The sequence below is a fragment of the Ancylobacter sp. genome (genome assembly GCF_965279025.1).
Classification (GTDB): domain Bacteria; phylum Pseudomonadota; class Alphaproteobacteria; order Rhizobiales; family Xanthobacteraceae; genus Ancylobacter.
The window spans coordinates 4617475-4630981 of sequence record NZ_OZ257132.1 but is presented as its reverse complement, the minus strand read 5'-3'; the positions used below and the strand labels follow the sequence as shown (position 1 = coordinate 4630981).

Here is a 13507-nt window from a genome sequence, read left to right as displayed (position 1 = left end):
ACAGGCAGGTAAACACGCCGACCCCGAACGTCAATCGCGTCCCGTCGCCTCCGCGCGATCCTGTGTCACTTTCACCATGAAGCCGGGCTGTGGCCATCGCATGACGCGGCCCCGATGCAGGCCGCATCATGTCGCTTTCACGTGGAAGAAATCATAGACCGCCCGCGCCGTCGCCGCATTCACCCCCGGCACGCCCTCAAGGTCGGCGAGGGACGCGCGCTCGATCGCCTTCAGCGTTCCGAAATGGTGGAGAAGCGCGCGTTTGCGCGTGGGGCCGACGCCGGGAATCTCCTGCAGGCCGCTCTGGGTGATGTCCTTCTTGCGCCGCGCACGGTGCGAGCCGATGGCGAAGCGATGCGCCTCGTCGCGCAGGCGCTGCACGAAATACAGCACCGGGTCGCGCGGCTCCAGCCGGAAGGGCTCGCGTCTGTCGGCGTAAAAGGTCTCGCGGCCGGCATCGCGGTCCGGGCCCTTGGCGACGCCGACCATTGGCACATCGGTAATGCCGAGCGAGGCGAGCGTCTCCCGCGCCGCCTTGAGCTGGCCGGGGCCGCCATCGATGAGCAGCAGGTCCGGCCAGATGGACGCGGCGGCCGTGCTCTCCTCCTGCGCGCCTTCAGCCTCGCCGCCCGGGGCGGGAGTCGCGCCGAGGGGGAGGGTGTCCGCACTCTCCGGCGGGGTCTCCCCCTCGGGCAAAGACGAAGCAGGCGCGCGTGGTGCTTCCTTCAGCAGACGCGAGAAGCGCCGGGTCAGCACTTCGCGCATCATGCCGTAATCGTCGCCGGGGGTGAGTTCTGTCGAGCGGATGTTGAACTTGCGGTACTGGCTCTTGGAGAAGCCCTCCGGCCCGGCGACGATCATGCCGCCGACGGCGTTCGAGCCCATGATGTGGCTGTTGTCATAAACCTCGATGCGCCGGGGCGGTGTCTTGAGGTCGAAGGCGCGGGCGAGTTCGGCGAGCAGCCGCGCCTGGCTGGCGCTTTCCGCCAGCTTGCGCCCCAGCGCCTCACGCGCGTTCTGCAGCGCGTGCTCGACCAGATCGCGCTTTTCCCCGCGCCTGGGAGCAGCGACCTCGACCTTGTGGCCGGCACGGGTGGAGAGCGCTTCCTCCAGCAATTCGCGCTCGGCAATGTCGTGGCTGATGAGTACGAGGCGCGGGCAGGGCTTGTCCTCGTAGAACTGGGCGAGGAAGGATTCCAGCACCTCGCCGATCTCCAGCGTCCGGTCGGCGCGCGGGTAGAGCGCGTGGTTGCCCCAGTTCTGCCCGGTGCGGAAGAAGAACACCTGCACGCAGGTCGCCCCGCCTTCCTGGTGGATGGCGAAGACGTCCGCCTCTTCCACCGAGCGGGGGTTGATGCCCTGCGTGCCCTGCACGGCGGAAAGCGCGGCGAGACGGTCGCGCAGGGCGGCGGCGCGTTCGAACTCCAGTTCGTGCGAGGCGGTTTCCATCTCGCGGGCGAGCTGTTCCTTCACCGCCTTGCTGCGGCCGGAGAGAAACTCGCGCGCCTCGCGGACATATTCGGCGTAGTCGGTGTGGTTTACCTCGCCGGTGCAGGGACCGGCGCAGCGCTTGATCTGGAACAGCAGGCACGGGCGCGTGCGCGCCTCGTAGAAGCTGTCCGAGCAGGAGCGCACCAGGAACGCCTTCTGCAGCGCGTTGATGGTGCGGTTGACCGCCCAGACCGAGGCGAAGGGGCCGTAATAGTCGCCCGGCCGGTTGCGCGCGCCGCGATGCTTGCTGATCTGCGGCGAGACGTGGTCGCGGGTGATGAGGATGTAGGGGAACGACTTGTCGTCGCGCAGCAGCACGTTGAAGCGCGGGCGCAGCTGCTTGATGAGGTTGGCCTCGAGCAGCAGCGCCTCGGTCTCCGTGCCGGTGGAGACGAACTCCATCTCGGCGGTGGCCGCTACCATGCGCATGATGCGGGCGGTCAGGCCGGTCGGGCGGGTATAGGCGACGATGCGCCGCTTGATGCTCTTGGCCTTGCCGACATACAGAACGGCGCCGTCCGGCCCGATCATGCGGTAGACGCCCGGCCCGTTCGGGGCATGCTTGATGGCGCGCGCAATGGCGGCGCGGCCCATGGCGACGGAACCCGGCGCGGGCTCTGCTTCCTCGGGCAGATCGGCAATGAGGGCCTCTTCCTGGTCGATCTCGGCGATGTCAGCATCGTCGGCGTCGAGGTCGGGCGCGTCGCGGGTCGGTCGGGCAATCATGAGACCCTAGATACGTATTTGCGAGCACCGCGAACAGGGGCTGCGCGTGTGTTCCCGCCACGGCACAGGGCACGAAAATGCATCGCGCGGCAGCCAGCCATGCGCCGGCACCCGATGCCGGCGCTCACAAAAGCGTCTAAGGGAGCGCATCATGTCTCCCTCCGGCGATGCCGTCTCCCATCCGCCCGTGCCCCTGGCCGGCTACGCCTTCGGCGCCGCCGGGGCAACGCTGTTCGCCTCCAAGGGCATCATCATCAAGCTCGCCTATGCCGAGGGAATCGACCCCGAGACGCTGCTGGCGTTGCGCATGGCGTTCTCGCTGCCCTTTTACCTCGTCATCGGCGCGCTGGCGCTGCTGCGCCTGTGGGGGAGGGGCGAGCCGCTGCCCGGTGCCAAGCTGGTGGTGCAATCCATGCTGGTCGGCGCGCTGGGCTACTGGCTCGCCAGCTATCTCGATTTCGCCGGCCTGCAGTATATTTCGGCCTCGTTCAGCCGGCTGATCCTGTTCACCTACCCGGTCTATGTGGCGCTGTTCGGGGCCCTGCTGTTTTCCCAGCCGGTGCGGCCGAAGGCGATGCTTGCCTTCGCCGTGTGCTATGGCGGGCTGGCGCTGATTTTCCTGCAGAATGTCAACGCTCTCGGGCAGGGCGTGGTGACCGGCGCGGTGCTGGTGACGCTGGCGGCGATCAGCTTCGCGCTCTATCTGCTCTGCGCCCGCTCGCTGCTGCAGCGCGTGGGGTCTGCCTTGTTCACCTGCATCGCCATGATCTCCGCCTCGATCATGGCGCTGGGCCAGTTCGCGATCATGCGGCCGGTCGATGCGCTGCTGGTGTCGCCCTATGGGCTGATGCTGGCGGTGCTGGTGGCGATAGGGGCCACCGTGCTCCCGACCTTCCTGATGAACGCCGCGCTAAAGCGGATTTCGGCGCAGGCCAATTCGATGATCAGCACGGTGAGCCCGGTGGCCACCATGGTGCTGGCCGTGCTGTTCCTCGGTGAGACGGCGAGCCCCGCCGAAATCGCCGGGGCGGTGCTGGTCATGGCCAGCATCGGTTGGTTCACCTTGAGCGACGCCCGCAAGCGCTGAGCGATCAATCGTCCTCGACATCCGGCGTGCGCCAGGCGAGGTGCTGGCCGCCATCGACCGCGATCATCTGGCCGGTGACGCTGGAGGCGCGCGCGAGATATAGGACCGCCTCGGCGATCTCCTCCGGGCTTGGGCCTCGGCCGAGCAGGACCGAGGCGGACTGGCGGGCGAAGGCCTCGTCGCCCTGCCGGTCATTGGCGAGGGTGGGGCCCGGGCCGACGCCATTGACCCGCACGCGCGGGGCGAGAGCCTGCGCCAGCATCTTCGTCGCCGCCCACAGGGCATCCTTGGTCACGCTGTACGAGACATAGGCCGGCGTCGGCTTCAGCACTCGCTGATCGATCAGGTTGACGATGGCGCCCTGCCTTCCCTCCGGAAGCTGGACGGCGAAGGCGCGCGCGAGAAAGACAGGCGCGCGCAGATTGATGGCCATGTGCCGATCCCACAGCGCGACATCCAGGGTCTCGACCGTGTCGGGGTGAAACTCCGAGGCGTTGTTGACCAGCAAAGCGAGCGGCCCGAGGGCGGCGACGGCGGCCGGGACAAGACCCTGCACCGCGTCGGCGTCGGCGAGTTCGGCGGCGAGGATGGCGGTGCGGGCGCCGGCGGCCTCGAACGCGGCCCGCGCCTCCTCGGCCACCGGCCCGGCGCGGCGCACATGCAAAGCGATGTCATAGCCCTCGGCGGCAAGCCGAACGCCGATGACGCGGCCGATTCGCACCGCGCCGCCGGTGATGAGGGCGATGGGCCGGGTGGCGGCTTGCGAATCGGGGGCGGGCAGGGGGCGCGAAATAGGGGCGATCATCTCAACTCATGGGCGGGTGTGGTCGCGGGATGGGCAGCGGCCGTCGGTCGATGGCTCAGGATACGCCGGTAACCGGCACGTGGATGACGCCGCCGCCGCCGGATGGCCGGTATTTTAAGGAGGGCGCCACGGGCCCGCTTTAACCGCCGCTTTACCAAGCTGGCCAATTTCGTCGTTGTCCATCAGCACGTTTCGGATTCTAGCGGTAAATCGGCGTTCGGCCGTTCGGTACTCAAGTATATAATCCAATTATACATTCATTAACCATAATATATTCTTTCAGATCGGGGCATAATTTCGGCCATAACTTTATGAAAACGTCGGACTTATCTCAGGGCGCGCGGTGTTTCGTGCCAATAGCGGCCTGAACGAGATTTGGGAGACGATCATGAAGAACAGCATCCTTGCGGGTCTCGGGCTTGTCGCCCTGATGGCCGCTCCGGCCACCGCAGCGGACATGTCTTATCCGGCACCGGCTGCTGCCGCCTATGCGCCGGTGCAGGCATTCACCTGGACCGGCTTCTATATTGGCGCGAATGCCGGCTATGGCTGGGGAACGGCGGATTATTCGCCGGATGTCGACGGGTTCCTCGGCGGCCTGCAGGCCGGCTATAACTGGCAGGGCGCCGGCCCTCTGGTGCTCGGCGTCGAGACCGACATCCAGTATGCGGATGTGTCGAGTTCGGTCTTCACGCTGGACTATTTCGGTACGGTGCGCGCCCGGCTCGGCTACGCCTTCGACCAGGTCATGGTCTATGGCACCGGCGGTTTCGCCTATGGCGGCGGCACCTATGAGCGGTTCGGCCTCTCCAATGACCGCAATCATTTCGGCTGGACCATCGGCGGCGGCGCCGAATACGCGATCGACCGCAATTGGAGCGTCAAGGGCGAATACATGTATGTCGACCTCGGCGAGGAGACCTATTCGACCATCTCCGGCCCGCGCGACGTGAGCACCACCGCCAATATTCTCCGTGCCGGCGTGAATTATCGCTTCTGAGCCGCGCGATTCCCTGCCTCGGACGACCTTATCGTTGGCCGCATCCCTCTGTCCGGGGGGGGGGGCGGCCTTCGCATTTTGTGACATCCAGGACACAGCGTCCAAGGATGTTTGTTCGATCATGGCGAAAATGTTGCGGGCCACACGGTTTTGTGAGCAGCCATTTTCGCCCGCTAATCCAGCCCTCATGCGGCTTTGCCGGCGATCCACATGGCTGTGGCGCTTCCGGCGGGCGGCAAATGCGGCGGCTCTGCCGCAATCCAGCCCTCGACATGCCTAGCTGGGCTCCTACCTCACTCCTCGAAACGCATGCGTTCCCCTGGTTCTCAGGTTCTTTCGGAGAGTACCCCTATGAAGAAGATCATCTGCTCGGGCGTTGCCGCGGTCGCCCTTCTCGCCGCCGCCCCGGCTTTCGCCGCCGACATCGCGCAGCCTTACCCCACCAAGGCCGCCCCGATGATTGTCGAGCCGGTGTTCACCTGGACGGGCTTCTATCTCGGCGCCAATGCCGGCTATGCCTGGGGCTCGGGTGAAAGCGGCGCCGAAATCATCGGCCTCGACCCCTCGGGCTTCCTCGGCGGCGGTCAGGTCGGCGTGAACTACCAGTTCGACAACAACGTCGTGATCGGTGCTGAAGCCGACTTCCAGGGCTCGGACATCAAGGATTCCTACGCCGGTTATGAGTCCAAGATGGACTATTTCGGCACGGTCCGCGCTCGCCTCGGCTACGCCTTCGGCAATGTGCTGCCGTATGTGACCGGTGGTCTCGCCTGGGGCCACACCGAGCTCAAGGACAACTATCTCGGCCTGTCCTCGGACAAGACCGCGGTTGGCTGGACGGTCGGCGGCGGCGTGGAATACGCCTTCACCAACAACTGGACCGTCAAGGCCGAATACCTCTACATGGATCTCGGCGAAGACTACTACGACAGCATCGGCTACAAGAGCGGCCTGACCGCCAGCGTCGTGCGCGCCGGCGTCAACTACAAGTTCTGATCCCGGTCTAACGCCTCGATCACGAGAAGGCCCCGGATGCGATCCGGGGCCTTTTTCGTTGCGTGCATCAGGTGGCGGCGGCCCGCCGCGCGGTCAGGCGTGCGGGGTGGTTGCCTCGAAAGCAGGCACGCGCTCGGCAAACGCGTCCAGCCAGTCGATCAGCGCGGGGTGGCCGGCGCGCCAGGTGCCGCCGAAGCGCAGGTCGAGATAGCCCAGCGCGCAGGCGACGGCGATTTCGCCGACATGCGCGGCGCCGCTGACCGGCAGGCGCACCGGCGGTGCGGCTTCAAGGGCAGCGAGCCCGCGCGCCACCTTGCCGGCCTGATGGTCCAGCCACCGGGTACTGTGGGTCTCGGGATCCCGGAAGCGGCTCTCATAGACCTGCAGCAGCGCGGCATCCGAGATGCCATCGCCCAGCGCGAGCATGGTCAGCGCCGTGATCCGCGCCTCGCCGCTGTTGGGAATGAGCACGCCGCCGCCTGCCTGCGCGTCGAGAAACTCCACGATCACGCGGGAATCATAGATCGCCGGGCCCTCGTCCCGCAGCAGGACGGGGATTTTGCCGAGCGGATTCTGCTGCCGCAGCGAATCGGCGGGATCGGAGGTGTCGGCGGCGGCGACGTCCAGGTGGATGTCACACAGAATGGCGCCGATCTTGACCTTGCGGCCGAAAGGGGAGAGCGGGGAAGAGCGGAGTTTCATCGGGCCCGATGCACGTTGGGGCCAACCGCCCCTGGTGCCGGATGCCCGGTGACGCCTGCGCCCGGCCGCGGCGGAACGCCTCGGCTTCCTTCGGCAGGCTTATCAGTCGGCCGGCTGGAGGTCGATGGCCTTGGGGCCTTTGCCCCGCTTGTCCGGCTCGACTTCAAAGCTCACCCGCTGGCCCTCGCCGAGCGTGCCGAGGCCTGAGCGCGTGACCGCCGAGACATGCACGAACACGTCGCGCCCGCCATCGTCCGGCCGGATGAAGCCGTAGCCTTTTTCGGTGTTGAAGAATTTGACGGTGCCCGTCGTCGCCATACGCCTGCTCCTTACCTTCGGACGGCCGCGCTTCATCCGCCGGTTCCTTCCGCAGGCAGGAGTGAAGCAAGACCGATGCCGGATGATGACGGCAGGCGAGCGATCAGCGTTCCGGCGTCAGCCAGCCGACGCGCACGCGGCCTGAACCATCGGTGGAGAGCACGGGGGCGAGCGCGCCCAGCACCGTGCGCAGCTCCTCGGCGAGGGTGAAGGGCGGGTTGACGATGATGAGCCCGCATCCGGTCATGGTGTCGGCCTGTCGAACGGCTCGCAGGTCGAGCTGGATGTTGAGCGTCTTGGGAATGCCGGCACGCTCGACCTCGCGACGGAAGCTGTCGACCGCCCGCACATCCTTGATCGGATACCACAGCAGATAGATCCCGCCCGACCAGCGCCGGTGGGCCTCCGCCAGCCCCTGGGCGAGACGGTGGAACTCGCCGGGCTCCTCGAAAGGCGGATCGACCAGCACGACGCCGCGCCGCTCCTTCGGCGGAACATAGGCGGATAGTGCCTGCCAGCCATCGGTCGCCAGCACCTTGGCGCGGGCATCACGGCCGATCGCTTCCTCCAGGACCGCGCGCACGTCGGGCTGGGTTTCGCAGAACAGCAGGCGGTCCTGCGGGCGTGCGAGCGCCTGGGCGATCAGCGGCGAGCCGGGATAGCGGCGAAGACCGGTCGCGAGCGCGGTGTCGTCCGGCGCCGCTTCGTTCACGGCCCGCACGGCGTCGAGCCAGGGCGCGAGCAGTTCGGCCACACCGGGCGTAAAGCGGGCACTCAGCACGGCGCCTATGCCGCCCTGCCACTCGCCGGTGCGGCGCGCCTCGTCACCGTCAAGGTCGTAGAGGCCGGCGCCAGCGTGGGTGTCAATGACACGATAGGCAGCATCTTTGCGCCCGAGATAGGCAAGGATGCGCGCCAGCACGACATGCTTGACGACATCGGCGAAATTGCCGGCATGAAAGGCGTGGCGGTAGTTCATGGCGTCCTCTACCGCGCCCCTGCAGAGTTGCGCAGGGGCGGCATGACCACGCGGCTCGCTCGGCAGGCGCGACGGTCCACTTCCTCGCACGCCGTGAATCCGAGCGTGCGGTTCATGCATATACGCACTTCGGTGAGGCGCCGCCCGTCGCAGGCGACGGCGATCATATCGGTTGCGAGGCCGGGATTGGCGGTGCGGAAGGCAGCCTCGACCTCGCCGGGCGAAACCATGCGGTAATCATCGAGGTGACGGAACGCCTCGGGGATGGTGACCCGCTCATAGGCCCGGCGCACGCTGGCGAAATAGGCGCTGGCATCTTCACCCGAGCAGGTGCCGTGCTTGCGCCACTGATGCAGCACCAGCCGGCGGCTTGGCATGATGTCCAGCATGGAGCGCAGCACAGGCTCGGGCAGGAAGGGGGCGGGCTTGACGCAGTGCTCGGGCCAGCCGCGCGCATATTGCGGCCACAGCCCGTGCACGACGAAGGCGAAGGGGCGGGCACGCTCGCATTGCGCGGGCTCGGCGCGTTCGCCCATCGCCTCGCAATAGGAGGGCGACCAGGACAGGGTCAGCACATAGTGGTCGAACCGCCCCGGCTCACCCGTCTGCTGGGCGCTGGCGAGCGTCGGCAGCAGCAGCGCGGCGCAGAGCAGCAGCGCGGCGAGGACCGGCCCCGCCGACGGCGCCAGCCTCACGGGCGGGCCATGCGGCAGTTCGGTGCGTAGGTCCAGGAACGGTCAAAGCCCTCGACGCACCAGTCCACGCCCCAGGAGAAGCCGAGAAAGCCGCCATCCTCGATGATCGAATACCAGACCGTGTGATAGCGCGGGGCGCCATATGCCTTGCCGACGACCTTGCCCACCGGCTTGCCGGCGGCTTTGCCCTCATAAGGGCTGCTGCCATAGGCGCCGCTGCCATACGCGCCCTCGGTGCCGAAGCTGGGCGTGCCCTCGGTGCCGGAGATGAAGACCTCCGCGCGGCAATAGCGGCGCGGCATGTATTCCTCGCCCCACGGCCGGAACGCGATCTCGCGGACATGGTCGACGCTCTCGATGGTGAGCTTCGAATTCCAGAAGCGCGATTCGGTGGTGGAAAAGTCGCGCTGGATTTTCGCAAGCGCGGCCGGGGTGTCGCAGGCGGGCAGGTTGCCGCTGTAATTGGGCCCGGACATCCAGAAGTTCTTCTCGAAGAAGTTGGCAGCTTCGGCGCCGCCGATGGAGGCGACCAGCATGCCGGCGACGGCAAAGCCGGAGGCGGCCCGCGTCATTGCCCGCTTCATCCGCCCCATGGCACCCTTCGGCTCGGCCCGCATCGCGCATCTCCCAGATATTGTGCGGCGAAGATGCGTCGCGCCCGCGACGCGGTCAATGACGGCAGGGCCACACTCCGCCGGATTTCAGCACCACTGTCAGATGAGGCGGATCACATAGTGCTTGCGCGTCGTCTCCACGACTTCCCACACGCCCTTGAAGCCGGGGCGCAGCACGAAGGTGTCGCCCGCCTTAACCGTTACCGGCGCCTCGCCGTCCTCGTGCAGGATCGAGACGCCATGGAGGATGGAGCAGAACTCCCATTCCTCATAGTCCACCCGCCAGGCGCCCGGCGAGGATTCCCATATGCCGGCGAACAGGGCGCCGTCCGGCAGGGCTTCGAAATTCCAGGTGAGGTGGCGGGGGGAGCCGGAAACGATGCGCTCGGCGAGCGGTTCGGTTTCCTCCGGCGCGCCGAGCGTGGCCGGGTCGAAGGAAAGCAGGAAGGACATGGGCTCGATCCGGGACGGGAGGGCGGGGCACGCTGTTCGGGGCGTATCATCCGGCGGATCGGCGGTCCAAGGCAATCCCCGGGTGTGTGGCAGTGTCGATGGCCAAAACCGCGCTATGGCCCGCATACGTCCCCATTTCGACGCCCGGGTCTTCCCGGACGTCGAAATGGCGCTTTGGCGCTGTCGAGAACGCGTGTCACGGCTGCTTGTGGTGGTCAGGTCCGGCCACGGGGCGTGAACCGAAAACCACCTCGGCTTCAGCTGAAGAAGTCCTTGATGGTGGACCAGATGCTCTTGCCCGGTGCGTCGGCCGTGGCTGTGCCGCTGCCCGTCATCCCCGCCTCGGTCGGAGCGCCGGTGGGATTGATCTGCGACTTGGTCACCATATCCGCCGTAAGCCCGGTGAAGATGCCGAGCTTGGCCAGTGTGGCCGGACCGGCGAAGCCGTCGGCTTCCAGCCCGTTCTTCGCCTGATACTCCTTCACCGCCTTTTGGGTGCCGGGACCGAACTTGCCGTCGGCGGCGGTGCCGAGCGCAGTCTGCAGCTTCTTCACGCTTTCGCCCGACGTGCCGACCTTGAGCAGGATCAACTCATAAAGACCGAGTGCGGCAAAGGTATCGGGGCCGGCGACACCGTCGACCGCGAGCCCTTTTTCCTTCTGATAGGCTTTCAGTGCCTCATCGGTCTTCGGTCCGAACTGGCCGTCCACCGGAACACCGAGCTTGGCCTGCAGAATCCTGACCGGCTCGCCGGCCAGTCCCTTTTTCAATATCGACATGGGGGTGCCCTCTCATTGGCAGCACACCGGAGCCGCCTCCATAAAGCCGGGCGATCCGGGCGCTGAGGACACAACGCCGTGAGGGCCAGAAAGTGCCGGGGTACTTTCGGCACGCATTCGGCGGATGGGGGCGCGAGCGCCCGGAAACAAGAGCGGCGCGGTCATCCTAATGGATGCGCCGCGCCGTCTCAAGCTGCTTCGATACCCCCCAGCATCGAAGCAAAGGTCTATTCCGCGGGTGCCGGCTGCGCCTCGTCCGTCCGCTCCAGGGCGGGAGATGTCTCCAGTGCCGCGTATTTGGCGCAAAGGAAGAGGAAGCCAGCAACCAGCAGGTAAGCAAATGCCACCGTCGGTGTCACGGCAAATCCGACGGTTTCCCCATGCATGAAGCCGAAAAAGGTGAGGACGGCGCCGGCCGCGGCAAAGGCGGCGGCGTTGACGAACTGCCGCTCGACAACGAACACCCCGATGGCACCGAGTACGAGGCCGACCAGGATCGCGCCACCGCCCATCACTTCAAGGCCGTGATAGAGCACCCCGACCGTGCCAAGCTTGTCCAGTCCCAGTGCCGCGGCGGAGGTGCCGGCGATGCCGAGCGAATTGTCGATGAGCAGCTTGGCCCAGGCGGCAAGGTGGGGGGTGAGCGCCAGCACGACGGCGGGCGCATGCTTGGACGGCGTGGTCTGGAACGCCTGCGCGCCGATGAGCATGCCGATATAGAGCAGGATCGGCGAGATCGCGACGACGGGGATCAGCGCCAGAAGCAGCGCGATGATCCCGAACCAGGAGACGATGATGACCATCAGGCCGGTGGCGGCGGAATAGCCGATGCGCCCGCCCATCGATTTCCAGCCGGGATGGCCGATATAGACCGCGTTGATGAACGGGTTGCCCATCAGACAGCCGATGAGGCTGACGACGCCGTCGGCGGTGAGCACGCGGGTGGTGGGGTAATGGTCGCCGGCCGCCTCGGCGCTCTCCACATTGTCCATCGCCTCGACGAGATCGTAAATGCCGAAGGGGATGGCGGTGACGAGGATGACGCCGAGGTAATTGAAGCCGTGGAAGACGTGGTCGAAGGCCGGCAGCGGCACCGAGAAGCCGAAATTGGCGAAGGCGGCGCCGACATTGTCCACGCTCATTCCGCCATAGTTCAGCCCGAACAGGTTGGAGCCCCAGGCGATGATCATGCCCACCGCGATGGCAACGAGGCCGGCGGGAATGCCGCGCGGGTACTTCACTCCGCCGAACCAGCTCACCATGATGATGGCGAAGCAGGTCAGCCCGATGACCGGGGTCGCGAAGATCTCGAAGGCCGGGCGCATGGCGATGAAGGCGATGGAGACGCCCGCCAGCGTGCCAAGCAGCGCCGCGCGGGGCGTGATCCGCCTGATATAGGGCGCGACGAAGCCGCCGATCATCAGGATGAAGCTCTGGAAGAACACCCAGACGAGGCCGGCCTCCCAGCCCTGGATCGGGTCGCCGGTGGCGGCGCCGATCGGCAGCATGATGACGAAGGTGACGACGAACATGTGCGGCACGGAGATGCCGGAGGGCAGTGCGCAGACATCGTCCCGGCCGGTCTTCTTGGCCAGCTGGTAGCCCAGCCAGGCGTAGTAGACGGTGGACAGGAACATCATCAGCCCCACCGCCGGCAGGATGCGGCCGAAGACGATCTCCGGCGGCATCTTCAGCACGAATTGCAGCAGGCCGGTCAGCACCAGCATGTTGACGAGGATGTTGGTGCCGAAGCCGAACAGGGCGTTCCAGTCGCCGCGCGTCCACAAGGTCGGGCGCATGCCGATGCGCGCAGGCGAGATCGGGGTCATTTCAGTCGCGGACATGCTCGGTATCCCTCGAAGAGCGAATGACGGGTGAAGGCGGGTCACTGCGGCGCGACGGCGCCGGATGCGGCAGGCGGGGTCAGGCGGCGCTGGACTGCACCGCGCCGGTTGCGGGAGCGGTCTTGTTGCCGAGCGCGGCCAGCAGCGCGGCGGAATCCGACACCCAGCCGAAAATGCCGCCCTGCGCCTTGATCATCTCCAGGCCGATACGGTGGAATTCCGGGAAGTAGGAGGCGCAGCAATCCGCCAGCGCCACGCACCGATAGCCGCGATCATTGCCTTCGCGGATGGTGGTGTGGACGCAAACCTCGGTGGTGACGCCGGCCACCAGCAGCGTGTCGATGCCGCGGTTCTTCAGCATGAGCTCAAGGTCGGTCTGGTAGAAGGCGCCCTTGCCGGGCTTGTCGAGCACCGGCTCTCCGGGCGCCGGGGCAAGTTCGGCAATGATGTCGTGCCCCGGCTCGCCGCGAATGAGGATGCGGCCCATCGGGCCTGCGCAGCCGATGCGGGCGGTCGGCGCGCCGCGCTCGACCTTGGCCGGCGGCGCATCCATCATGTCCGGGCGGTGACCTTCGCGGGTGTGGATGACCAGGACGCCGGCAGCGCGGGCAGCCGCAAGCGCCGCCTTGCAGGGGCCGACTGCGGCCTGAAGCAGAGAGACGTCATTGCCGAGGGTTTCACCAAAGCCGCCGGGCTCCAGAAAATCCCGCTGCATGTCGATGATGACCAGCGCTGTGCGCGCCGGTTGAAAGGCGAGGGGAGCAGGCTCGGCGGCGAGCAGGGCGTCGGTCATGGGCCATCCACCATGTGGGCGGGTCCAATCCAGACCCGATGTGATGCATGCAATGGTGTATGCATCACCTGTGCCAGTGATCAATTTTTACTCATGAAGAGCATAATAATTTGAAATATATGACGATATTTCCGGGGTGTGGATCGCGTTCGTATCGTCTCGATTGCCCAGCCGTTCAGCAAATGCCGCACCCGCAGGCGCGGCGTGAGCGGCATGCCCGCCGCG

14 protein-coding genes are annotated in these 13507 nt (G+C 66.5%); 3 read left to right on the top strand and 11 right to left on the bottom strand.

Annotated elements, in window-relative coordinates:
• Positions 1 to 126 precede the first annotated feature (126 nt).
• Entirely contained in the window at positions 127 to 2217 is a 2091-nt protein-coding gene (uvrC, locus tag ACQY76_RS21555) for an excinuclease ABC subunit UvrC (protein WP_428030724.1), read from the bottom strand.
• A 151-nt stretch (positions 2218 to 2368) separates the two neighbouring features.
• Here uvrC and ACQY76_RS21550 point away from each other — a divergent pair, with 151 nt between their 5' ends.
• On the top strand, positions 2369 to 3304 hold the full coding sequence (locus tag ACQY76_RS21550) for a DMT family transporter (RefSeq protein ID WP_428030723.1): 936 nt from the start codon (positions 2369 to 2371) through the stop codon (positions 3302 to 3304).
• A gap of 4 nt (positions 3305 to 3308) precedes the next feature.
• Here ACQY76_RS21550 and ACQY76_RS21545 read toward each other — a convergent pair whose 3' ends face one another.
• Positions 3309 to 4109 (bottom strand): SDR family oxidoreductase, encoded by an 801-nt coding sequence (locus tag ACQY76_RS21545; protein WP_428030722.1) that lies wholly within the window; start codon positions 4107 to 4109, stop codon positions 3309 to 3311.
• Between the two features lie 388 nt (positions 4110 to 4497).
• On the opposite strand from ACQY76_RS21545, the gene ACQY76_RS21540 reads away from it, so the two are divergent.
• Both ACQY76_RS21540 and ACQY76_RS21535 read left to right on the top strand, forming a co-directional pair.
• Positions 4498 to 5109 carry an outer membrane protein gene (locus ACQY76_RS21540; RefSeq protein ID WP_428030721.1) on the top strand — a complete coding sequence of 204 codons (612 nt, stop codon included), beginning with the start codon at positions 4498 to 4500 and terminating at the stop codon, positions 5107 to 5109.
• Between the two features lie 351 nt (positions 5110 to 5460).
• Positions 5461 to 6105 carry an outer membrane protein gene (locus ACQY76_RS21535; RefSeq protein WP_428030720.1) on the top strand — a complete coding sequence of 215 codons (645 nt, stop codon included), beginning with the start codon at positions 5461 to 5463 and terminating at the stop codon, positions 6103 to 6105.
• A gap of 93 nt (positions 6106 to 6198) precedes the next feature.
• Here the strand turns inward: ACQY76_RS21535 and ACQY76_RS21530 are convergent, their stop codons facing one another.
• The 9 genes from ACQY76_RS21530 to ACQY76_RS21490 form a co-directional block, all read right to left on the bottom strand.
• Complete coding sequence (locus ACQY76_RS21530) at positions 6199 to 6807, bottom strand: glutathione S-transferase family protein (RefSeq protein WP_428030719.1); 609 nt, start codon at positions 6805 to 6807, stop codon at positions 6199 to 6201.
• A gap of 102 nt (positions 6808 to 6909) precedes the next feature.
• Positions 6910 to 7125 carry a cold-shock protein gene (locus ACQY76_RS21525; protein WP_428030718.1) on the bottom strand — a complete coding sequence of 72 codons (216 nt, stop codon included), beginning with the start codon at positions 7123 to 7125 and terminating at the stop codon, positions 6910 to 6912.
• Positions 7126 to 7228: 103 nt separating this feature from the next.
• The gene (locus ACQY76_RS21520) at positions 7229 to 8104 is read right to left on the bottom strand and encodes a 23S rRNA (adenine(2030)-N(6))-methyltransferase RlmJ (RefSeq protein ID WP_428030717.1); all 876 of its coding nucleotides are present in this window, start codon (positions 8102 to 8104) and stop codon (positions 7229 to 7231) included.
• Positions 8105 to 8112: 8 nt separating this feature from the next.
• Positions 8113 to 8799 (bottom strand): ribonuclease T2 family protein, encoded by a 687-nt coding sequence (locus ACQY76_RS21515; protein WP_428030716.1) that lies wholly within the window; start codon positions 8797 to 8799, stop codon positions 8113 to 8115.
• A complete protein-coding gene (locus ACQY76_RS21510; RefSeq protein ID WP_428030715.1) occupies positions 8796 to 9416 on the bottom strand; it encodes a hypothetical protein in 621 nt (206 codons plus the stop codon). Before ACQY76_RS21510 ends, ACQY76_RS21515 begins: the two co-directional genes overlap by 4 nt.
• A 96-nt stretch (positions 9417 to 9512) precedes the next feature.
• Positions 9513 to 9866, bottom strand: a complete 354-nt coding sequence (locus tag ACQY76_RS21505; RefSeq protein ID WP_428030714.1) for a cupin domain-containing protein — start codon at positions 9864 to 9866, stop codon at positions 9513 to 9515.
• Positions 9867 to 10123: 257 nt separating this feature from the next.
• Positions 10124 to 10645: a peptidoglycan-binding domain-containing protein gene (locus ACQY76_RS21500; protein WP_428030713.1), complete on the bottom strand. Its 522-nt coding sequence runs from the start codon at positions 10643 to 10645 to the stop codon at positions 10124 to 10126.
• 227 nt (positions 10646 to 10872) lie between these two features.
• Positions 10873 to 12489, bottom strand: a complete 1617-nt coding sequence (locus ACQY76_RS21495; RefSeq protein ID WP_428030712.1) for a regulator — start codon at positions 12487 to 12489, stop codon at positions 10873 to 10875.
• A gap of 79 nt (positions 12490 to 12568) precedes the next feature.
• On the bottom strand, positions 12569 to 13282 hold the full coding sequence (locus tag ACQY76_RS21490) for a cysteine hydrolase family protein (RefSeq protein WP_428030711.1): 714 nt from the start codon (positions 13280 to 13282) through the stop codon (positions 12569 to 12571).
• Between the last annotated feature and the right edge of the window lie 225 nt (positions 13283 to 13507).